Raw genomic sequence first — 22082 nt, 5'->3', positions numbered from 1 at the left:
CTCTTTCAAAATCCGTAACGCCCGGGCGAACCCGGGCGCAAGTTCTGTAGCAATGACCTCCCGCTTACGAGGAAGCGTCTGCGGTCTCGCGATAAGCCGCGCCTTCACCGTAAGGCACGTTAATGCCGCCAAAACGCCGGACGCGGATGTTGCATTGTTCGGCATGGCCTACAAAGCCTTCCAACATACACAGGCGTGAGCCGTATTCGCCGATCATCGTCGCGGCTTGATCGGTGACGACCTTCTGGTAGCTATGGGTTTTCATGAACTTGCCGACCCAGAGCCCGCCGGTATAGCGCCCGGCTTTTTTGGTTGGCAGGGTGTGGTTGGTGCCGATCACCTTATCACCATTTGCGACATTGGTGCGCGGACCCAGGAACAGCGCGCCGTAACAGGTCATGTTCTCCAGGAACCAATCGTCGCGGTCTGTCATAACCTGAACGTGCTCGGACGCGATGTCATCCGCCACTTTCAGCATCTCGTCATAGGTATCGCAGACGATGACCTCGCCATATTCCTCCCAGCTGACCTTGGCGGTGCCGGCGGTGGGCAGGATGCCGAGGATACGATCGATCTCGCTCAGCGTTTCCTCGGCCAGCTTGCGCGAATTGGTGACCAGAACGCAGGGGCTGTTATAACCATGTTCGGCCTGTCCCAGCAAATCGGTCGCGCAGAGCTCGGCATCGGCTGCGGTTTCATCTGCGATGACCATGGTCTCGGTCGGACCGGCGAACAAATCGATGCCGACGCGGCCGAAGAGCTGGCGCTTGGCTTCGGCAACAAAGGCATTGCCCGGTCCCACCAACATGTGAACCGGATCGATGGTTTCCGTGCCAATCGCCATGGCGCCGATGGCCTGAATGCCGCCCATGACATAAATCTCATGCGCGCCGCCCAGATGCATGGCCGCGATCACGGCCGCGTTCGGTTTGCCCTGAAACGGAGGCGTGCATGCGATGATCCTGCGAACGCCTGCAACCTTGGCGGTTGCCACCGACATATGCGCCGAAGCCACCATCGGGAACTTGCCGCCCGGTACGTAGCAGCCCACGGACTGCACCGGGATATTCTTATGCCCGAGGATCACGCCGGGCAGAGTTTCAATCTCGATATCCAGCATCGAGTCGCGCTGCGCCTGAGCGAAATTCATCACCTGCTTCTGGGCGAATTTGATATCGGCCAGTTCACGTTCGGTCAGCGACGCGATCAGATCGTCGATCTGCTGTTGGCTCAGACGGAAGCTTTTCGGCGAGTAGTTGTCGAACTTCTCCGACAACTCACGCACGGCGGCGTCACCGCGGGTTTCGATGTCTTTCAGCGTCGCTTCAACGACGGCGCGGGTTTTGGCGTCGTCCTCGGCCCGGTCGGCCTCGGGTTTGCCGCGTTTCAGATATTCGATAGCCATTGTCCTAATCCTCAATTGTCGGGCCGGGGCGGAGTCTTTTCTCCCCGGTCGAATGTTTCCCATCCCTTTCCGTTGAACAGATCAACGCCCAGTTGAGCGGCGACATGGGCGAAGTCGACATTCACCCAATTATCGACAATCTTGCCGTCGACGACTTTCCAGAAATCCATATAACGGATCTCGACCCGCTTGCCGGTCGGGGCGATGCCCAGGAACTCTCCAGAATGCGTCGCCTCTTGCCGTCCAAACGCGGCGGCCCATTCGCCCATGTAAAGCCGGGCCTCGTCGATGCAGGCCTTGTCGGAAAAAGCAGCTTGGAATGGGCGCTGCCAGTTTTCCTGAAATTCTTTCAGCCCGGTCTTGGTGCCGCAGCCTTGGTTGCCCAGCCAGCGGAATCCTTCCGAAAAAAACTCGCCAATGTCGTTTATGCGATGGTCGTTCAGCCCGTCGACCATCGCCTCGATCACGGCGCGGGTTTCATCTGTCTTGCTCATGTCCGTGTCTTTGGTCAGCACGGCCTGTTCGGGGCGGGAGCCCTTCATGTTTCTCGTCCTTTTTCGGTTGCCAAGGGAAATTCAAAGCTGACGGGGAGAGTTAGTCGGCTGACAGAAAATCCCTTGGCATCCGGTTGAGCGCCGGGTGGCGCCCAACTGCATTATATCTGGCGGCGCTCATTAGCCCTTTACCGCTCCGGCGGTCAGACCGCTGACGATCTGGCGCTGGAAGAACAGGATCAGGACAAACAGCGGCGCGGTGGCAGAAACCACGGCGGCAACCGCGTACATGACCTTGCCTTCGATCTGGGTGGTGCCCATGAAGCTGTTGATGGCGGGAATGATGGTCTCATTCTCTTCGCTCAAGAGCATCACGGCCACGGTAAAGTCGTTATAGGCCAGCAGGAAACTGAACAGGCCGGTGGTGATCACGCCGGGCCACATGACCGGGACGATCACGTGCCAGAAGGCCTGAAACCGGGTGCAACCATCGACCATTGCGCTTTCGTCCATGTCCTTGGGGATGTTCTTGAAGAAGGAGTGCAGCATCCACAGGGTAAAAGGCTGATTGATCGCCACCAGAACGATGATGGTTGTCGGCAGAATGCCCCAGACATTCCACTCAAAAAACCACAAAAGGTAACCTGAAACCAGCGTCATATGCGGCATCGCGCGGAACACGAGTGCGGCCATCAGGATCCAGAACGCATAGCGGAAACCGGAGCGCGCCAACGCATAACCCCCGAGCGTTCCGAAGGTCAGCGAGATGAGCACGGTGAAGAAAACCACGATGCCGGTGTTCTTGAAGTTGAACCAGAAATCTTCCAGAACCCATGCCCCGTGATAACCGGCACCGGTAAAGGCACCGCCGGTTTGCTCGATCGTGTTGGCGCCGGTCAGTGCGTTCATCCAGTCGGCCTTGGACAAGAAGTCAGCCTGTACCTTGAAGCTGCCCCAGAAGGTCCAGAAGAACGGGAAGGCGGCAATTATCAGCCAGAGGACAACGAAGCCGTAGGAGAACAGCTTTAGCGGAGTCATGCGGGATTGTGCTTTGGTCGCCATGTCGTGTCCTCAGTGAGATTTACGGGTGAAGTCGCGCCAGGTGCGAACAAGCACCGGTGACATCAGGATGACCACAAGGAAAATAGTCAGCAGCGAAGTTGCGCCCGCCGAACCGTAGAGCGGATTGCCGCTTTCGCGCAGGTCGTTGAAGATGATCCAGCTGAGCGAGCGGGCGTGAGCCTCCGCGGAAAAGCTGACAATCGGTTCAAACACGCGCAAATTGTCCATGATCATCATCAGCGTCACAAAGGTCACCAGCGGCATCAGATGGGGCACAACGACGTGGATCATTCGCTGCCACTTGGTGGCGCCGTCGATCTGCGCGGCCTCCATTGTATCTTCTGGGACGGTCTGAAGCCCTGCATAGAATGTGATGAAGCTGAAAGGCAGGGTGTGCCAGACACCATAGACCATCAGCATGAACCACATGAGCGGTGTAGACGCCTTTAGGCTGAGCGTAGGGTCACCGAATACTCTCTGAATTGTTGCGCCGATGACGCCATCACCGTCCACCATCCAGAACAGGATGAGCGAGCCGACCAAAGGGGTCACAAGGAAGGGTAGAAGCGAAACGAAGATCGCCGGCCCCTTGAAAATACGGGGAAGATTGTTAACGCCAACCGCCACGGCCATCCCAAGAACAAGCACCAGAGGCGTCACGAGAAAGGTGTAAGTCAGGGTAAAGGTCAGAGCGTTGTAGAATGGCAGGTTGTAGACCTTGTTCCAGAACTCGCCGAGGCTGTCGGAAGCCGCCCAGGCCTCTCCTATTTCGGCAAAAGCAAGGTGAGATCGGTTGAAATAAGTGCCTAGCCCGTTGAAGCGACCAAGTGGTGCTTCTTCGTTGAGCCTAGCAGTGGCTTCGGTATCCACCGCCGTTGACTCGGTACAGCCAAACGGACCGCAGCTTTCGGAGACAATGAGAACCTGCTCGTGTTCGACGAAAAGCGATTGAACAAAAACCGAAACGATTGGCAGCGCAATGAACAGGATCATTGCGGAGAGCGTCGGTAGAATGAACCAGAAAAAGGTGCGATGCTTCATAGCGTGCGTTCCAGATTTGAGTCCGAAAAAGATGAGGGGGCCCGCGAAAACCCCCTCGAGTCGGGGAGTGTTATTTGAGGAACCCGGCTTCCTTGGCCGCTGTGATATAGGCCGCTTCGGCGTCAGCCAGGGCCTGTTCGGCGCTTTCACCGCCTTTCAGGAAGTCGGTCAGTTCGTTGCCCAACACGCCGTGCATAATCCCGATCTGTGGGATCATCGGGTAGGGCTTGGCCCCACCCTGGACCGTAGCCGTAACACCGGCCGCCGCAGGACCCGGATTAAAGCCTTCCAGCAGCCAAACCGCGTCGTCGTTGTTGGCGGCAACCATCTCCGGGGTCAGCGCGCTGGCCAGTGCTGCGAAGGCCGCCTCGGCTTCTTCATCCGACACGTTCGTTGCGATGGTGAAACCGTCCCACCACAGCGTCGCTCCCGGAACGCCCCCCGGCTCAACCGATGGCGCAGCGGACAGAACCGTGTTTGATGTTATCTCTTCGCTGGAGCCTTCATCGTCGATGATCGGTGCTCCGCGCGAGCCCCACATGATGCCAAGGGCGGCCTTGCCGGCTTCCCAAAGGCCTTGGGTCTCGTTCGACGCCTGGGTCAGGTGGTCCGGATGAGCGTACTCGACCAGCGATTTCAGGGTTTCAAGCGCGGCGACGCCTTCCGGGCTGTTCACGGTCGGCTCGGCGGTGCCAGGTTTGAAGAACTGGCCGCCATGCGCCATGAATGCAAGGTTGAAGGATTCAGCAACATTCCACCCGGTCTTCACGTTCATCACGATCGGGTATTCCATAATGCCCGCCTCGCGAATGGCCTTGGCGGCGGCAACGACCTCACCATAGGTGGAGGGGATTGTGTCGATTCCAACCTGCTCCAGTATGTCCTTGCGCGAGAACAGGTGCTGGGAATTTGCCATAAACGCAACTGCCATGACGTCGTCACCGATCTTGATCTGCAGGTTGGGCGGGATGTTTTCGCCATATTTTTTGACCAGATCGTTCAGCGGACGGACCAGACCGTCATTCATCAGTTGGGTCAGAGTCGCATTGGCGACAATCACCGAGGTGTATTCCGCCGGGTTCGGCGTCAGCGCGGCATTCATGATCTGGCGCGCTTCAGTCGTGTGGTTACGGCTGAATTCTGAGGCTGAAGACGCGCAATTTTCCTCGGCCAATCCGGCGACCGCATGGATGGCCGGGAAGTCGGACGCAAGAATGCGAATTGATTGACCGTCCGGCCCGCAATTGGCGGCATGTGCCGCGCTCCCCATGAAGCCCACAAACGCGCCAGCGACGGCAATTTTTTTCAGAAACATCTTGATCTCCCTGTTTCAGGTTGGTCGGGTGCGCCTTGCAATCGCGCACCCAAGGGTCTGCCCCCGCGGGTTTTCGGGGGCCCTTTTTTGAGGCATCAGGCCTCTATTCTTGCCCCGTCCTCTCCGGCTTCGAAAAGGTGACAGTGCTCGCTCGGGATCGAAATCGAGACAGTGTCATCAATCTCGGCGCGGAAATTCTTGTCTGCCTTGACCTGAACCAATGCGCCACCAATTCGAACAGAAACCATGGTCGCATCGCCCAGAAGTTCGAGCGTATAGATCGGCCCGGTGATCTGCCCGCCACTCTCGACAACCTGCGCGTCCTCAGCGCGGAAGCCGAGCGTGACCTTCCCGTCCGGAGCAGAGAGGCCGGAAATCGACGTGTAGTCAGCGGTAAAAGTCCCACCAGAGATCTGGCCATCTATCAGGTTCATTGCAGGGCTGCCGATAAAGCTGGCAACGAAGGCATTGGCGGGCCGGTCGTAGATATCGACCGGGGTGCCGACCTGCTGGACCACACCCTTTTTCATGATCACGACACGGTCCGCCAGTGTCATCGCTTCGATCTGGTCGTGGGTAACATAAATAGTGGTCACGGCCAGTTCGTGGCTGAGATTTTTGATTTGCGCACGTGTCGAAACCCTGAGCTTGGCGTCAAGGTTCGACAGTGGCTCGTCCATCAAAAACACATTGGGCTGACGCACAACGGCACGGGCGAGCGCCACCCGCTGGCGCTGACCGCCAGAAAGCTCCGATGGCTTGCGATGCAGGAAATCGTCAAGCTCAACCATGGCCGAGGCGCGGCGTACCTTTTCGTCATGAGTAGCCGGATCGACGCCACGCACCTTCAGCGGAAATCGTATATTTTCATAGACATTCAGGTTGGGGTAAAGCGCGTAGCTTTGAAAAACCATCGCTACATCGCGATCTTTGGGCTCAAGGTCATTGACGCGCTTACCGTCTACGAGAATGTCACCTTCCGAAGCGTCCTCGAGGCCGGCGATCATGCGCATGGTGGTCGTCTTCCCACAGCCAGACGGTCCGAGCAATACGAGGAACTCTTTATCTGCGATCGTCAGGTCGAAATTGTCGACCCCTACGAACGCACCCCAGCGTTTTCCGACGTTGCGAAGTTGAATCTCGGCCATTGAGCCCCTCCCAGATAGGTCTCTGTGCATACGTTTGCAAAAAGCATAGACATCTAATGAAACATCTGGCAAGTGATTTTTGCATACGCGTGCAACAACGTCTACGATTACACTGGCAGCCGCTGCGCTGCTGTTGTTAAAGTACTGAAAGAAAACGACATGTCTTATGAAGCCGAAAAAACAGTCGTTCTTGATTATTATGGGGCACTAAGCAACGCGGAAGAATCGGATATCGCTAACACGATGTCCGTGTTCTGCGCAGAAGACTACCTTTGGTGCGGGTTCCATCCGTTTGATAAGCTGCATGGCACTGAAGATGTGGCACAGAAATTCTGGCACCCTCTGAAGCACAGCCTAAAGCACCTGCAACGTCGGATGGACGTGTTCATGGCCGGTAAAAACGAAATGGACGGGTTTAACTCGGTCTGGGTTGTTTCGATGGGGCACCTAATGGGCCTGTTCGACAATGCATGGCTGGGCATCGCCCCAACAGGCAAGATGGCGTTTCTGCGTTATTGCGAGTTCAACAAGGTCGAGAATGGCAAATTCACCGAGACGGCGATGTATTTCGACATCCCGCATTTCATGATGCAGGCCGGGCTGCAGCCCTTTCCACCACAGACTGCGGCCCATCTGGTTCAACCCGGGCCGATGACGCATGACGGGCTGATGTTCGGCCCGCAGCCCGCCGAAGAAGGCGAGAAAACCCTCGGCACGATTAATGCCATGATTTTCGATATCGGCCAATGGAACAGCGGCCTGAGCCTTGACGACGAATTGCGCCAGACATGGCGCGAAGACATGATCTGGTGGGGGCCAGCCGGGATCGGTGCGACCTATACGATTGAGCGCTACGCAAAGCAGCACGCCGGCCCGTTCAGGGCCTCCTTCACGGACCGTTCAAAGACCAAACACATTTGCCGCATGGCTGAAGGTCATTATGGCGGCTTTTTCGGCTGGCCGAATTTCACGGCGCGGCCCACCGGCGGGTTCATGGGCATGCCCGCCACCGACAAAGCCGGTGAATTCCGGGTGATTGACATCTATCGGCGCGAGGGTGACAAGCTGGCTGAGAACTGGATCTTCATCGACCTGCTGCATTTCTGGAAGCAACAGGGTGTCGATATTCTGGAACGCACGGCCAAGGTGCCGCGCACATGACCGGCTGGATCGACGCACATCACCACCTTTGGGACCTGGAGGCAGTGCACTACCCGTGGCTGATGGCACGCGGGGTAGAAAGGTTCTTTGGCGACCCGACGCCGATTCAAAGAAATTTCCTACTGCGGGAGTTTCGGTCCGAGGCCGAGCCCTGCGGCATCCGCGCGTCGATCCATATCCAGGTGGGGGCCGAAAACGGTCTGGACGAAGCTCAGTGGGTCCAATCCGTCGCCGATGCCAATCCAGACTGGCCGATGGCGCAGGTTGTGTTCTGTGACCTGACCTCGGCCGACCTTTCCGCCCAGCTAGAGACGTTTCAGTCCCTTCCGACTGTGCGTGGCGTGCGCCAGATCGTTGGCCGCGCACCCGGAGAGGACGCGCAGACAGGCACCAATACCCTACTGGACGATCCGCGTTTCCTGACCGGTTTGCAGAAAGCTGGGCGGCGCGGTCTCAGCTTTGATCTGCAACTCATTCCTGGCTTAATGGAGAAGACGGCTGGGGTACTGGCACAGGCTCTGAATACAAAGGTTGCGCTGTGTCACGCAGGCTCACCGCACGACCGCAGTCCTGAAGGATTGAAAGAGTGGGCCAAGCACCTTCGGCACCTGTCCGATCTTCCTCAGGTTACCTGCAAACTGTCTGGCCTGGGGATGTTCGATCACAACTGGACCGTGGAAAGCATACGCCCAATTGTGGATGAGTGCCTTGCACAGTTCGGGGCGGATCGAGTCATGTTCGGCTCAAACTTCCCGGTCGACAAGCTTTATTGTGATTATACATCTCTAGCTCAGGCTTACCGTGATCTGGTCCCTGCTGAGGCACACTCGGGGGTGTTCAGAGAAACCGCTGCGCGTTTTTATGATCTTGAGGTGCCCCGGGATTGATGTTCACTTTTAAGACCACAGTGAAACCTGAATGGATCGACTACAACGGTCACATGCAAGACGCCTATTACGGGCTGGTATTCAGCTATGCTGTCGATGCGATGCAGGATGAGGTTGGGTTCGATGCAGAGTATCGCGCGCGCACCGGGTGCACGATCTATTTACTTGAGGACCACAAGTTTTATCTGCGGGAAGTCAAGGAAGCTGACAATCTTCGAATTGAGACGCGTATTCTAAATTGTGATGAAAAGCGTTTCCATCTGCACATGCAGATGCGGAACGGTGATGATCTGGCTGCTGTTGGCGAATTCATGGAGCTTCACGTCCGGCAAAAACCAACCCCTCAAGCCGCCCCGATCCCGGATGAGATTTTACAACGTTTGCAGTCAGCAACGCTGTCGTCTGTCGATGCGGCAGAACTAAAGCACCGTTCACGTTCGATGACGATCGCACGCAACTCACGCTCAACTTGATACCTACACACGTGAAAGAACGACACTCCTTCGCTGAAGTGGTTCGCCGGAATGGTTAAGAAAACGCAGGAACCACATGGCGAACAAGCGACGGTCCTGGGTGAGACCCCGTGGACTAAGCACGAAACGAGGGCAACCACGTAAGGCGTTGCCAACTTGATTACGTGTATGCAATCAAGCGGAAGCTTACCTAGAAGAAGGCGTCTGAGGTCGCCAAGACAGTATCTTCAGATTGTCTTTACGTGCGTCGGGAAGGGCAAATTTTATTTCGCGGCCATTACCTCCACTTCGACTTTGAATTCTTCACGCGTGAATCCTGAAACGATCAGCAAGGTTGAACTTGGAATCCGCCCGGTCCCGGCCAGAAATTCGTCCCGTGCACGCATGTAATCGGCCATGTGGTCGCGGCTGGTTACGTAAGCTGAAATATGGGCGATATCGGAGGGTTCCATTTTTCCATGGCGCAGGATCTCGCGGATGTTTTCGAAACAAATCACGGCCTGTTCATAGCAGTTTTCCGGGATCGAATCATCCGCCCGAATGCCGAGCTGACCAGAGGTGACAACCAACCGCTGGCCAGCTGGTATCTCGGTTCCATAGGCATAGTTGCCGAAAGGCAGTCGAATGGAGGTTGGTTTTAAGGTTTTCATTTTATTACCGAATTCCCGGTCACACAAAAGGCTTGCAAGATAGCTGTGAGTTTGCAAGCCTAAAGACATTCTCTGGCACAGATCAACATCAGGGCCACGCAAAACCAATTCTCTGAAGGAGGGAGAATATGGCACCGCGTGTTCTTTTGGTGCGCCATGGCGATGAGCCCGGCGATGATCGTGTCGTCACCTGGCTGGCCGCAAATGGCTATGAGGCCGTAACACGCAAACCCTTTTCCGGGGACCGTCTGGATGATGTCGGCGAGGTTGCCGCCTCGGTGATCTATGGCGGTCTGTTTGATGTTTTCGAAACATCAAAATACCCCTTCCTGCTTGAGGAAGATCGTTGGATCAGCCAATGCCTGGAACAGGGAATGCCACTGCTGGGCATCTGCCAAGGATGTCAGCAAATCGCCTATCACCTGGGCGCCTGGGCCGGAGCGCCGGAAGAAGAATACTTCGAGTTCGGATACTATCCGCTGGAGCCCACGGAAGAGGCCGGAAGCTTCCTTGCGGAGCCGCTGGTCGTTACCCAGGCGCATTATCATACCTTTGACTTACCCGAAGGGGCGGTTCGGCTTGCTGGCAATGCCCAATACCCAAACCAAGCCTTCCGTTACGGCGATAACGTCTACGGCTTTCAGTTCCATTCCGAAGTTACACCAACTGGGTTCCGCCGCTGGCAGGACAGCAAGAAGCATGTGTACGGAAGGCCCGGTGTGCAGGATGTGCAGACGCAGAACCGGTTGATGGATGCACATGATGCAGCGCAGGGGCGTTGGTTCAACGGGTTTCTTGACAGTTTTCTGGGGCGGGTGGCATGAGTGTTCAAGGGCATTGGGCCGATCTGAAGGCACCTGATTTCGGGGCGTTGCCATCTGACACGGTGGCAGTGCTGCCACTGGGCGCGACCGAGCAGCATGGGCCGCATCTTCCGCTTTCGGTCGATACTGACCTGACACAAGAAGCAGTCGCGCGAATGCTGGCCAACCTCAGCGCAGAGCAATCGGTCCTGGTACTGCCCGCGCTGGCAATCACTAAAAGCAACGAACACAACCATTTTCCCGGCACTCTGAGCCTGTCTCCTGAAACGCTTCTGGCGGCGCTGCGCGATATCGGCGCTTCGGTGGCGCGGGCCGGGGTTGAGCGTCTGGTCCTGTTCAACGGGCACGGCGGTAATACCGCGTTGTTGCAGGTCGCTGCGCGTGAGTTGCGGGTCGACCACAATCTGATTGTGGCGGTATGTTCGTGGTCCGGTTTCGCCGAAACCGAAGGGCTATTCGACCCGGCCTCTTATGCCGTGGACCTGCATGCGGGCGACAGCGAAACCTCAGCCATGTTAGCGGCCCGGCCCGATCTGGTGGACATGGGCAAGGCGGAGAATTTTCGCGCAGCGATGGAAGATTGGCAGCAAGAGTTCAAGTTCATCGGCCTGACCGGCCAGCCAGCCTCCCCCGGGTGGATTACGGGTGATCTCAACCCTGAAGGCGTCTGTGGAGACGCCTCTGCTGCCACTGCGAAAAAGGGTGAGACGATGCTGGCTTCTGCGGGTCGCAATTTCGCGCTGTTTCTCGCCGAGTTTGCTCGTTTCGACCACAGGAGTGGCTCATGAGAGATGCTGTTCCATCTGTGGCGCGACTGCCCGGTGTGCGAGTCCCCACCTCGGTGCTGGCAGACGAGGATTTCGGCGGGCAGCTACAGGGTGATTGCCTTGCGGGCGATCTGATAATCCGCGACGGCCGTGTGGCCGGGCTGGAACCCGCCAGTACCACTCCGACCCGCCTTGTCCTGCCCAAGTTTTCCGAACCGCATGTGCATCTGGACAAATGCCACACCATCGATCGGATGGAAGGTGTCGGCGGCGGTTTGGCCGAGGCCATTGAGGCCCAGGCGCGGGAGCGCGAGACGTGGACCGAAGCCGATATCCGCGCGCGTGCGGGGCGTGGGTTGCAAGAGTTGCTGAATGCAGGTTGTGTCGCCATTCGCACGCATGTGGATTGGGGCACACCCACCGATCCGGCAGCCACTCCCTTGGCGTGGGACATCATAGGAGAACTGGTCGAAGACCTGCCTGACGCTACTGTTCTGCAGCGCGCGGCGCTGACCGATGTGGCCAGAATGACCGAGGATGATTATGCCGCGCTTTGTGCCCGTCAGGTGTCGCAGGCAGATGCGGTCCTCGGCGCGTTTGTTCTGGACCAGCCGAACCGGCGCGAGGGTATCCTCAGCACGTTCCGCGTCGCGGAAAGAATTGGCACGGCGCTTGATTTTCACGTCGATGAGGGGCTGGAACCCGGCCTGGACGGGCTGGAGATGATCGCGGATGTCGCGCTGGAAACCGGGTTTCAGGGCCCTGTGCTGTGCGGGCATGCCTGCAGCCTGATGAATTTTGAAGCTTCGGACGTGCGGCGCATCGCCGATAAACTGGCACAGACCGAAATTTCCATTGCTGCTTTGCCTGCCACCAACCTCTATCTGCAGGGCCGCCGTAAAGGGACTCCGGATCGGCGCGGCATCACATGCATCCGCGAATTGCAGGAAGCTGGAGTCAACGTCGTGCTGGGCGCCGACAATGTCTGCGACGCCTTCTGCCCGCTGGGCAGCCATGACCCCTTGGCAACCCTGTCGCTGGCGGCTTTGGCGGCGCATCTGGATCCGCCGTTTGGCAGCCATCTTCCTATGATCACCACCGGCGCGCGCCGCGCGCTTGGCCTTGCTCCCATAACCGTCGACGGGGCCGCAATCGGGGATCTGCAACTGTTCGACGCCCCCTCGGTCACGGCCATTCTGAGCAACGGCAGCTCGCCGCGCCCGTTGGCCGAGGTCTTGCAAGGAGAACAAAAATGGTAGCGAAAACCATGGACCGCACCGAAACCGATTGGGACGCCTTTGCCGCCAGTCTGGCCCCGGTCGAGGTGATCTCGGAACCTGTATTGGTCAAGAAACGCTCGCGGGATTTCTTCTGGTACAGCCCGCTGCTGAACGCGCAGCTCGGAAAGTGCTTCGGCGATCTGGTCGCGGTCCCGAAGACCACGTCCGAGATGCGCCACTGCCTGCAACGCGCCTATGAGGAAGACCTGCCTGTTACCCTGCGCGGCGGAGGGACCGGGAATTATGGGCAGGCGGTGCCCCTTAAGGGCGGGCTGATCATCGAAACCACGGCAATGAACAAAATCCTTGAGATCGGCGAAGGATATGTGCGCGCCGAGGCTGGTGCGCTCATGGCGGATGTGAACGCGGCATTGATGGCGCAGGGCTGGGAAATGGCCATGTTCCCTTCGACGCAGGATATCGCCACCATCGGCGGCTTTGTCGCCGGTGGGTCCGCCGGGATCGGCTCGATTGCCAATGGCGCGCTGCGCGAAAAGGGCAACATCATCCAGCTCAAGGCGCTGTCGATGGAGGCTGACCCGCAAGAGCATGTATTCGACGCTGAAGAGGCGCTGCAAATTCACCATGCCTGGGGGTTGAACGGGGTCATCACCGAGGTCACCCTGCGCACCGTGCCGCACCGCGATTGGATCGGCTGCATGGCGACTTTTGATACTTACCGGGATTGCTATGCCGCAGGCTACGCCTTGGCTTCGGCATCAGATATCGGCCGAAAATTGGCCAGTACGGTCGAAGCTCGGATCGTCGAATATTTCCCGCGCCTCAAGGGGCACATTCGGGAAGGCAAGCATCTTCTCGTCTCGCTGGTTCCGGTCGAGGATATAGAGGCGTTCCGCGAGATGATCGCCGATCAGGGCGGTCATCTGGACCTTGCGATGACTGACGACGAACGGCTGGCGGCGAAACTGCCGCATGTTTTTGAGTTTGCGTACAACCACACGACGTTGCAGGTGCTGAAGGCCGACCGTTCGGCCACCTATCAGCAGATCGGCGTGCCCAATCCTGCGGATGCCGACGCGGTCGCCGCCGTGGGTGCGGCCCTTGGCGACGACGTCTGGCAGCACCACGAATTCGCCCTGCTGGACGGCAAGATCGTGGCGTTTGACCTGCCGATCATCTGGTTCTCGGACGAGGCGCGGCTGCGTGAGATCGACGGCATCTATGAGCAACACAACCACAGCGTTGCGGATGCGCATACCTATCACGTCGAAGGCGGCGGGCTGAAGAACGCCGATTATCGCCATCTGGCGTGGAAAAAACGGATGGACCCCAAGGGACTGCTGAACCCCGGCAAGTCACGGGCCTGGGAAGAGGTCAAACACCTCTCTGCTGAGGAAATTGAAGCAAAGGCAAAGGGTTGAGGACATGACCACTATTCAGACAAAACCTCTGACACAACTGTTCGGGGTCGAGGTTTCCGACATTGATCTGGCGGACGTGCGAGCGGACAATTTGTTTCCGGAGTTGCGTGCGCTGTTCGAGGAACATTCCGCCCTGCTGTTTCGCGGGCAAGACATAAGCGACGAAAAGCACATGGCGCTTGCGAAGCTGTTTGGCCCGATCGAGGACCGGCAGGCGGATGAACGCAAGCCCGGCGAGAAGTTCGAAGTTCCCCAGGTGTCGAACGTGCAGGAAGACGGCTCAACCACCGGCGAAATGGATCTCAAGACGCTGAACCTGAAATCGAACTTCCTGTGGCATTCTGACAGCACGTTTCTGCCCAACCCGGCGCTAACCAACATCCTGATCGGTCGGGTCGTCACCACCGAAGGCGGCGCGACCGAGCTTGCCAGCACCCGCGCCGCCTGGGCGGCGATGCCGGAAGCGTTGAAGGCGCGCGTCCGCAACCGCGGTATCTGGCACCGCTACAGCCATTCACGGCGCAAGATTTCTCCGGAACTGGCAAAGCTGCCAATGTTCAATAAATGGCCCGACCAGCACTGGAAGGCCGTGTGGCAAAACCCGACCAACGGGCACGAAGCACTCTATATCGCCAGCCATGCCTTCAAAATCGACGGCTATGACGAGGCCGAAAGCCAGGCGCTTCTGGACGAGCTGATTGCGTTCTGCACACAGCCGGAATTCGTCTATTCCCATCAGTGGAACGTAGGCGATGTGCTGATCTGGGATCAGCGCGCAGTCGTGCATCGTGGCACGCCCTGGCCCTATGAACAGCCTCGCACGCTGTCGAGCATCTGCAGCTCGGCCACCGAAGCAGACGGAATCAGCCTGATCCGTGTTCCGGCCTGAACCGGAACAACAAGACTACGCCTTGCGGGCGGTCCACCTCACGACCCAACAGAGAGGAAACGCAAATGATATTTAGAACACGTAGCGGCAGCCCACTGCCGGAAGCCCTGGTAAAATCGGCGCCGAAACCCGATGCCGACCCGGTCACACGGCGTGAGTTTCTGGCAACCGCCTGTAGCTTTGGCGCAAGCGCTGCGACGGCCTATGCCATGATGGGAATGGCCGCCCCTGCCCGCGCGGCAACGGATGCGCAGATGGGCGGCACCGTGCGCATCCAACAGCAACTCGTGACAATGCGCGATCCGCGCAAATTCGATTTCAACTCGCTGGCGACCTTCACGCGCGGCTGGCTGGAATATCTGGTCCAGTACAACTCGGACGGCACGTTCACTCCGATCCTGTTGGAGAGCTGGGAAATCAACGACGATGCCACCGAATATGTTTTGAACGTGCGCAAGGGTGTGAAATGGAACAATGGCGATGATTTCACCGCTGAGGACGTTGCCTTCAACATCGAACGTTTCTGCGACAGCACGGTTGAAGGCAATGCTATGGCGAACAAGTTCGCGGTGATCGTTGATGCGGACAGCGGCAAGATGACGGACGGTGTTCTGGAGGTTGCCGACAGCCATACCGTTCGCCTGACCCTGCCGCGATCGGATATTTCGCTGATCGCCGGTCTGGCTGATTATCCCGCAGCCATCGTTCACCCAAGTTTCGACGAAGCCAGCATGCTCGACAACGCGATCGGCACGGGTGCCTATCTGCCGGAAAGCTACAGCGTCGGCGAAAGTGCCTCACTGGTGCGCAATGAAGGGCACGAATGGTGGAACGCCGGCAATGGTGCCTACATGGATCGGGTCGAGTTCATCGATTTCGGCGCGGACCCAAGCGCCTATTACGCCGGTGCCGAAGCCGACGAATACGACGTCACCTATGACACTGAGGGCGATTATATCGTTGTTTTCGATAGCCTTGATGGCTGGACAAAGAACAGCGTGGAAACCGCCGCAACGGTGCTAGCACGCTGCAATCAGCAGGTCGAGGTGGACGGTAAAAAGATTTATTCCGATGCCCGTGTGCGTCGCGCACTGGCGCTGGCAGTCGACAACCCAACCGTCCTGGAACTGGCCTATAACAACCTGGGCAGCGTCGCCGAAAACCATCACGTGTCGCCCAAGCATCCAGAATATGCCGATATCGGTGCCCCAAAGCGCGATGCCGAGGCTGCCATGGGATTGTTGGAAGAGGCAGGGATGAGCGACTACGAGTTTGATCTCGTTACGCTCGACAGCGCATTCTGGAAGGCCACGGGTGATGCGATTGCCGGTCAGTTGCGCGACGCGGGCATGAAAGTGAAACGCACGGTCTACCCGTCTTCCACCTTCTGGAACGATTGGTCGAAATATCCCTTCTCGGTCACCAACTGGAACCACCGCCCGCTTGGCATCCAGACTTACGCGCTCGCCTACAAAAGCGGCGCGAGCTGGAGCGAAACCGGTTTCGCCAATGCCGAATTCGACACGCTGGTCGATCAGGCATTGGCAACGCCGGACCCGGACGCCCGGCGCGAGATCATGGCCAAGCTGGAGCGGATCATGATTGATGAAGGCGTGATCATTCAGCCCTACTGGCGGGCGCTCCACAATCACTGCAAGAGCAACCTGAAAGGGGCAGCGGTGCATATTTCGAACGAGCTCTACCCACAGTACATGTACTGGGAATTCTGAACCTTGCTGCCTGTCCGGGCCGATCCCGGGCAGGCAAAAACCACGGATAAAATATGCTGGATACTGTTTTACTTGTTGCCGGGTGCGTTAACCTGGCATTCATGGCGGCCTGGCTAACTATAGGTGTGTTCGAGAATCTGTTTCACCCGTTCTTGAACGAATCCTATACAGCGCAGGTCATGGACATGGAGCGGATGCGTGAGGAATATCCGGAAGCCTACGTGCATGTTGCTTACCGGCGGCTCACCAACCGTAAGATCCGTCGCCGTTTGTTCTCGTTCATCGTCGGCTGGGAAATGCTGGCCGTCGCCGGGCTTTGGCTTGGTGTTGGAGCATTGGCAGGCGCAGCTTCGGGCCTTGTCATTATTTCAACGGGACTATCGCTGGGCCTGATTGCTACACTGCTGTTTTGCGCCACCTGGGCCGGTTTTTTGATCGCAGGGAATTACTTCTGCTACTGGTTCGGGCATGAAGGGGGTCAAAATACTCATTTCCAGATGCTGCTTTGGGGACTTGCCAATTGCGTTGGGCTGATCGCGCTGGCCATTTATTTTGCCTGACATTATCCGTGCATAAGACAACAGCGTAGCCAGTTTTGAAGCCAGCTCCTTGATTCTGAGATTGCCGGTGGGTTCACCTGAGTTGACGGCGGCAAAGCCTTTCACACGTTGATTTGCAGACATGTTCGGCCGCAAAAACAGTCCTGTTGTTGGTCTGCTCCGTCGAGTGTAGTGCGACATCACAAGCGCCGAGCACGAGTTTCCTGTAACGTATCAGAAGGTAGAACAATGGAAGCCACTGGAATCGCTCTGCGCATCGTTCGCAGCTCACGATTCCAGTCATATTCCACACGGCTCTTCAGCAAAGCCACGCCGCCGGAGAGAAAGCGTCGCGCCAACCGCTCAGATCAGCAGCGCTCACGCCAATTTCGGCTGACCAACTCCAGGTCCTCTCCTCGCAATTTAGGCAGAACAGCATCCTGTTTCCGTTGTGCCGCGGGCTCGCCGTCTCCAGCGTGAGGGGCGCGTTCCGCCTCGCCCGCCTTGGTGTTCCGTTCGTCAATCACGGCTTCTCCTCAATGGAACCACTCAAACCCAAAATCTCGTCTCGGGAAACTCTACACAGGGGGACCTGGGGGCAATGTGGGCAATCACGTTCAAAGACCAAGTACCGTTGAGGAAGTAGGCTTCCAGAGCGGTCTATAGTGCATCAACCTTTCTGACGACCGGACTGCTGAAATTGATCCAGAAGGTCGACCACAACATCGACCAGGTCTTCCGCGCGATCCACCCGTCGGCTGATCGGATAGTGAGCCGACACGTCATGCTGATTACCGATCGCACACAGCGGGATACTGCTTTTCGAGCCCACGTGGGCTATAACTTCGTGCAGGTGCCGGTCGAGAATGACCTTAGTGTCATTCCGCTTCAGCGTGGCCGGATCGACTGGTGCGCCCTCGGAACGAACAATCAAAATCTTGCGGCGTTCCGAATGTTGCAATAGGCGCCCGGCGGCCCACTCCAGCGCCTCGCCATCAATGTTTTCCTTCAGGATGAAGGCAACAACGTAGCGCAATTACTGTCCCGGGCTAGCCACGAAGCAACGAAATATCCTGAACTTGGACATGATTGTAGGTTACGAAAGCACTTTGCTCCTCTCAAGCGCCAGCCCTCGGGCGGGACGGGTCCCTTGATCTACTTTTGGTAAGATTGCGACGCCCGTCGAGGAAGCGTGTGTCACAAAAAATCAAAGCGGAATCGCGTCAACGCTGTGTAGCTTCCGGCAGATTCCGTTTGCGACACGATTCACGTAATATCAGTGTTCCCTTGTACCTCTCCCTGCGCGGAGAACTGTCGAGATCCTGCATATTATCAACAAGAATGTTGACCGCATCGCGGATCATGCGACGGGTCGGTTGTCGAATCGTGGACAAGGAATGACCCGGCCATTCTGCCGCAGGAATGTCTTCAAAGCCCAGCAGCGAAAAGTCTTGTGGCACCTGAAGCCCAAGCTCGAATCGCGCCGCATGAAGCACACCCAATGCCATGACATCGCTTACGCAAAATACAGCGTCGGGGCTTTCTCGGCGCGAGAACAGACGAAGCCCTGCTTCCCGTCCGCTTGAGAAGGTGAAGTTGCCCTCCTCGCGAATGAACAGTTCCACACCGGCCTCTAACAAATATTCGACGAACCCAGTCTCACGCGCCATCAGTGTTGCATCGCCAGTCTCGCCGCCGACGACGGCGATGCGATCATGTCCGGTCTCGACAAGACATTCGGTAGCGAGACGTCCACCGCCTCGATTGTCGATCTGCACCGAGTTCACATCAAGCCCCTCGACGCTTTGGTTGAATAGCACGACCGGTATCTCGCGCGCACGGCAGGTCTGGGCCATCTGGTCGCTGAGGATCGTTGACATGATGATCGCGCCATCGATTTTGTACTGCATTAGCGTGTTGAGCGCGCTATCAACCTCAGAATGCGTGTCCACGGTGAACAGCAGCATCTGCCATCCACAGGCTTGAACGCTACGGCTTAGATCCGCGACCATGCGCGCAAAGAACGGATCCTCGAAGCGCGTGAAGATGACCCCGATTAAGCCGGTTTTCTGCTGCGCGCCAATCCTCGCCGAGGACATGCTACGCGCGATAGCGTTGGGCTGGTACCCTAGTTCTTTGGCAGCCTCGAGAACACGCTCTCGCGTTGCCTTAGCAATCGAAGCATTGGGCGAAAATGCGCGCGACACTGCCGATTGCGAAACCCCCGCAGCCTTGGCCACATCGTACGATGTGATTGATCTTTTTCTCATTCTTGGCACGCCTCGCGTACGTTTCATGGCCGCGCGCAGTGTAGTCTAACGCACTCAGGATGCAAAACTGTATGTTTGCGCTTACAGGCTGTTTTTGTGATCTGGTTTCCATGATTCCACTCTTGGCTCACAGTTCGCCTCACAGTACTTGCAAGCGCATGCATAGGATCTGTCGCAAAGTTTCGGGGTTGATTCCAGGGTTGCAGGGATGTTTGTTATCGCCAGCCCGGTTTTGTTGCGAAGTTTCTTATTGAACGAGGAGATCACACCGAACCCGCGGTTACGCAGCCAGTTCCGCGAATTGACGAAACGGGCAGAATCCAGGCGCTAGCTGACCATTACGGCCACTTCCGCGACTTCGATTCCATCTAACGCTGCTGCTGAAGCGACGGCTTTAATCCCCAGCATCGGGCGAGTGCGCCGCAAAATAAAACGGTGATCTTGCTCGACGATACTGTTCAAGTTTTTCCGCCTCACCATCTCGATTGGCATCGGGCAGCCAAAGCCGTTGAGCATTATGTTGATGGTCTCAACACCTACGGTGTTAGTGACGCTGTTGTCGATCGTCATCTTCCTCTGCAGTCGATTTGCCTCCAACATCCGGGCGAAGAACTTTGTGGCCGCAGGCTTGTTTCGACGTCGTGAAAGCATGAAATCAAGGATCTTACCGTGTTTGCCGACGGCTCGATAGAGGTAAATCCACGCGCCTTTAACTTCAATGTAAGTTTCGTCCATTCTCCAAGAGCGATCACATGGCGATTTGCGACGACGCGCTGCTTCTGCAATGGCACAAGAGTATCGTGTGACCCATCGGTTCAGCGTCGTGTATTCCACCGATGCGCCTCGCTCGGCCAGGATTTCTTCCAAACCTCGATGCAACACTGGATATCGTGGATGGAAGAACATCGGGCGCAAGATCACTTCGACTGGCAGATGTGCGCCCTGGATTGAGATCCTCACATCTCGCCTGTGTCGAAATTCGGGGCGCCATCACATGAGGGTCCCATCTTGGGCAGCCGGGGCGAGAACTTGCTGTGGATCCGGACCCCGCCCGCCATCCGGGTCTCTGGCAAGCGAAGAGCCAGGGCGGTTTTCAGTTTGGCTATCGCGGCTTCCTTCCATGGCGCGCAGAATTTGATGGTTTTGCGCGCTACCGCGCGACTTTTGGATTTCGCTTGTTATATCCGATAAGTATCGCTTATCATCTCTCATTGATTTTGCCCGCATTCCGGCGCAAACTGCGCGCCATTGTCGGTTTTCCTTAACCACTGGACTCGTGACGGCATTGGTCCGTAACCCGTAGACCCCTGCCCCGTCCGGCATTCGGCTTCCGCAAGATCTGATCGGCTTTCCGACGCAATGCTTTCGCGGTGACCGGCTGACTTTGAGCCGCCAAATCTCTGCGGGCTTGCGCCAATGCCTCAGCCACGCGCTCTTTCAGCCCGTCGAGGACAGAGATCGGGTGCGGCAGTTTTGGTGGCACCACGGCCCCGCACGCCGGTGCGACACGCGCCCCGCCTCGGATCGGAACCCCCTCACGCGCCGCCAAGATCGGCGTTTCCGTCAGCACAACGTTTTGTTCCGAGGCAGCGATTGCACAGGCTTCCAGAGCAATCCGCCGGTCTCCCAATGATGCGTCTGACGCGAGGTGATGTCCGTATTGCCCGGCCAGTTGTCCCAGCGCAGCCCAATCCAAGGCCCCGGTCATCGCCCGGACCCGTGTCCGGTCGGGGTCAGACACGATCTGAACAATACGCCCATGGACCGAGGCCAGACACGCCATTGCCCCTGGATCAACCGGGTTACCCGGGGTGGCGCGATAGGGTGTAGCGCAGCGGGTACAACCGGTTGGCGGCAGGCCGGTCACAGGCAGGGGCCCGTGGCACTGGCTGCACGCCCGCTCAAGCCACACGTGATGCGTCAGACATACCGGACCGCCGATGCGCCAGTGCAGCGGCCATAGCGGCGTAGCCGTGGCCAGGCACAGGGGACAATAGCGCCGGGTGTCATCAAACAGCCGGAACGGCCCGATCCGCCATGGGGCAACTGTGACCCGAAGCCGGTCCGCAAGCCTGGGCGCCTCCTCGACCCACGGCAACACCATCGCAGATAACCGCGCAACATCGATACCAGTGCGCCACGTCAGCGCCTCCAGATGGTCGCGATCGGGACGATCACTATCCGCGGGGCCGTTTTGCAGCCCCATCCACCGCCACATGCGCCGTTCCGTCCCGAAATACAGCGCCACCAGCTGACTCAACCAGCCCGAAAGGCTTTCTCCAGTCCGAGGTGTAGGGACAAATGGCAATTTGTCAGGCAAGGGCTCGCCATTCCCCAGCCGCAGCCGCTTCGAGACCTCGCAGCGTGATACGTTCTTCGCCCCCGACCGCTGCGGCTGCGGCCGTCGTCAGCAGATGAAACACATCCCCCGTGATACCGCCCGACAGGGCCACAAGCGCCCGCATCACAGCCCTTTCCTGTACCGGGCTTGGTGCGCGTAGGGGCATTGCAGCCACGATACTGCACACCAGATCCGCGAAAGCCTCATTGTCGCGCCAAATCCGCAGGCCATGCTTGTCAAACCGGCTGTCAACCTGGGTATCCAGCTTCAGAACATGCAGGGAGGCATCGGTCCCGAAGGCGATCACGGGCATTTCAAGCTCATTGGCCAGAAACTTGATCAGGTTCAGGAGCGCCTGAACATCCCGCACCCCCGATGCCCCCACATGCTGGAACTCATCCAGCAGAAGCGCCGCCGGCTGCAG

Annotated in this window: 22 protein-coding genes and 1 pseudogene; 11 read left to right on the top strand and 12 right to left on the bottom strand. The window is 57.8% G+C overall.

What is annotated here, in order from left to right:
* Positions 1–64: 64 nt before the first annotated feature.
* The 6 genes from hisD to GOX53_RS22795 form a co-directional block, all read right to left on the bottom strand.
* The gene (hisD, locus tag GOX53_RS22820) at positions 65–1405 is read right to left on the bottom strand and encodes a histidinol dehydrogenase (RefSeq protein WP_171180506.1); all 1341 of its coding nucleotides are present in this window, start codon (positions 1403–1405) and stop codon (positions 65–67) included.
* A gap of 11 nt (positions 1406–1416) precedes the next feature.
* The gene (locus GOX53_RS22815) at positions 1417–1947 is read right to left on the bottom strand and encodes an ester cyclase (protein WP_171180504.1); all 531 of its coding nucleotides are present in this window, start codon (positions 1945–1947) and stop codon (positions 1417–1419) included.
* Positions 1948–2079: 132 nt separating this feature from the next.
* Entirely contained in the window at positions 2080–2961 is an 882-nt protein-coding gene (locus GOX53_RS22810; RefSeq protein ID WP_171180502.1) for a carbohydrate ABC transporter permease, read from the bottom strand.
* Positions 2962–2970: 9 nt separating this feature from the next.
* The gene (locus GOX53_RS22805; RefSeq protein WP_171180500.1) at positions 2971–4002 is read right to left on the bottom strand and encodes a carbohydrate ABC transporter permease; all 1032 of its coding nucleotides are present in this window, start codon (positions 4000–4002) and stop codon (positions 2971–2973) included.
* Positions 4003–4072: 70 nt separating this feature from the next.
* A complete protein-coding gene (locus tag GOX53_RS22800; protein ID WP_171180499.1) occupies positions 4073–5317 on the bottom strand; it encodes an ABC transporter substrate-binding protein in 1245 nt (414 codons plus the stop codon).
* Positions 5318–5412: 95 nt separating this feature from the next.
* Entirely contained in the window at positions 5413–6465 is a 1053-nt protein-coding gene (locus tag GOX53_RS22795; RefSeq protein WP_171180498.1) for an ABC transporter ATP-binding protein, read from the bottom strand.
* A 159-nt stretch (positions 6466–6624) separates the two neighbouring features.
* On the opposite strand from GOX53_RS22795, the gene GOX53_RS22790 reads away from it, so the two are divergent.
* The 3 genes from GOX53_RS22790 to GOX53_RS22780 are packed head-to-tail and all read left to right on the top strand — an operon-like array spanning position 6625 to position 8986.
* Positions 6625–7626: an ester cyclase gene (locus tag GOX53_RS22790; protein ID WP_171180497.1), complete on the top strand. Its 1002-nt coding sequence runs from the start codon at positions 6625–6627 to the stop codon at positions 7624–7626.
* On the top strand, positions 7623–8513 hold the full coding sequence (locus tag GOX53_RS22785) for an amidohydrolase (RefSeq protein ID WP_171180496.1): 891 nt from the start codon (positions 7623–7625) through the stop codon (positions 8511–8513). Before GOX53_RS22790 ends, GOX53_RS22785 begins: the two co-directional genes overlap by 4 nt.
* On the top strand, positions 8513–8986 hold the full coding sequence (locus GOX53_RS22780) for a thioesterase family protein (protein ID WP_171180495.1): 474 nt from the start codon (positions 8513–8515) through the stop codon (positions 8984–8986). The genes GOX53_RS22785 and GOX53_RS22780 overlap by 1 nt, the downstream gene beginning before the upstream one ends.
* A gap of 263 nt (positions 8987–9249) precedes the next feature.
* On the opposite strand, the gene GOX53_RS22775 is transcribed toward GOX53_RS22780, so the two are convergent.
* Positions 9250–9771 (bottom strand): RidA family protein, encoded by a 522-nt coding sequence (locus GOX53_RS22775; RefSeq protein WP_371810405.1) that lies wholly within the window; start codon positions 9769–9771, stop codon positions 9250–9252.
* On the opposite strand from GOX53_RS22775, the gene GOX53_RS22770 reads away from it, so the two are divergent.
* The 7 genes from GOX53_RS22770 to GOX53_RS22740 all read left to right on the top strand — a co-directional run bounded on the left by GOX53_RS22770 (position 9765) and on the right by GOX53_RS22740 (position 17068).
* Positions 9765–10460, top strand: coding sequence for a glutamine amidotransferase (locus tag GOX53_RS22770; RefSeq protein WP_171180494.1), 696 nt, complete (start codon positions 9765–9767; stop codon positions 10458–10460). The genes GOX53_RS22775 and GOX53_RS22770 overlap by 7 nt on opposite strands.
* Complete coding sequence (locus GOX53_RS22765; RefSeq protein ID WP_171180492.1) at positions 10457–11248, top strand: creatininase family protein; 792 nt, start codon at positions 10457–10459, stop codon at positions 11246–11248. The genes GOX53_RS22770 and GOX53_RS22765 overlap by 4 nt, the downstream gene beginning before the upstream one ends.
* Positions 11245–12486 (top strand): amidohydrolase family protein, encoded by a 1242-nt coding sequence (locus GOX53_RS22760; RefSeq protein WP_171180490.1) that lies wholly within the window; start codon positions 11245–11247, stop codon positions 12484–12486. The genes GOX53_RS22765 and GOX53_RS22760 overlap by 4 nt, the downstream gene beginning before the upstream one ends.
* Positions 12480–13889: an FAD-binding oxidoreductase gene (locus GOX53_RS22755; protein ID WP_171180489.1), complete on the top strand. Its 1410-nt coding sequence runs from the start codon at positions 12480–12482 to the stop codon at positions 13887–13889. The genes GOX53_RS22760 and GOX53_RS22755 overlap by 7 nt, the downstream gene beginning before the upstream one ends.
* A 4-nt stretch (positions 13890–13893) precedes the next feature.
* Positions 13894–14778: a TauD/TfdA family dioxygenase gene (locus GOX53_RS22750; RefSeq protein ID WP_171180487.1), complete on the top strand. Its 885-nt coding sequence runs from the start codon at positions 13894–13896 to the stop codon at positions 14776–14778.
* Between the two features lie 65 nt (positions 14779–14843).
* Positions 14844–16508: an ABC transporter substrate-binding protein gene (locus GOX53_RS22745; protein WP_171180485.1), complete on the top strand. Its 1665-nt coding sequence runs from the start codon at positions 14844–14846 to the stop codon at positions 16506–16508.
* A 53-nt stretch (positions 16509–16561) separates the two neighbouring features.
* Positions 16562–17068: a DUF2165 family protein gene (locus tag GOX53_RS22740; RefSeq protein WP_171180482.1), complete on the top strand. Its 507-nt coding sequence runs from the start codon at positions 16562–16564 to the stop codon at positions 17066–17068.
* A 649-nt stretch (positions 17069–17717) separates the two neighbouring features.
* Here GOX53_RS22740 and GOX53_RS22730 read toward each other — a convergent pair.
* The 3 genes and pseudogenes from GOX53_RS22730 to GOX53_RS22720 form a co-directional block, all read right to left on the bottom strand.
* Positions 17718–18083 (bottom strand): hypothetical protein, encoded by a 366-nt coding sequence (locus tag GOX53_RS22730; protein WP_171180481.1) that lies wholly within the window; start codon positions 18081–18083, stop codon positions 17718–17720.
* A gap of 187 nt (positions 18084–18270) precedes the next feature.
* Positions 18271–19317 carry a LacI family DNA-binding transcriptional regulator gene (locus tag GOX53_RS22725; protein ID WP_171180479.1) on the bottom strand — a complete coding sequence of 349 codons (1047 nt, stop codon included), beginning with the start codon at positions 19315–19317 and terminating at the stop codon, positions 18271–18273.
* 280 nt (positions 19318–19597) lie between these two features.
* Positions 19598–20277 (bottom strand): annotated as a pseudogene (locus GOX53_RS22720) (IS6 family transposase).
* Between the two features lie 74 nt (positions 20278–20351).
* Here GOX53_RS22720 and GOX53_RS22715 point away from each other — a divergent pair.
* Positions 20352–20582, top strand: coding sequence for a hypothetical protein (locus GOX53_RS22715; protein WP_171180477.1), 231 nt, complete (start codon positions 20352–20354; stop codon positions 20580–20582).
* On the opposite strand, the gene GOX53_RS22710 is transcribed toward GOX53_RS22715, so the two are convergent.
* Positions 20579–21625, bottom strand: a complete 1047-nt coding sequence (locus GOX53_RS22710) for a TniQ family protein (RefSeq protein ID WP_256415898.1) — start codon at positions 21623–21625, stop codon at positions 20579–20581. The genes GOX53_RS22715 and GOX53_RS22710 overlap by 4 nt on opposite strands.
* Before the next feature lie 4 nt (positions 21626–21629).
* On the bottom strand, positions 21630–22082 hold a 453-nt coding region (locus GOX53_RS22705), incomplete at its 5' end, for a TniB family NTP-binding protein (protein ID WP_174867714.1).

This window comes from Ruegeria sp. HKCCD8929 (assembly GCF_013031405.1).
In the GTDB taxonomy this organism is placed as follows: Bacteria; Pseudomonadota; Alphaproteobacteria; order Rhodobacterales; family Rhodobacteraceae; genus Ruegeria.
Note: the sequence above shows the minus strand (reverse complement) of the source record. Positions and strands in the feature narration are given on the sequence as shown.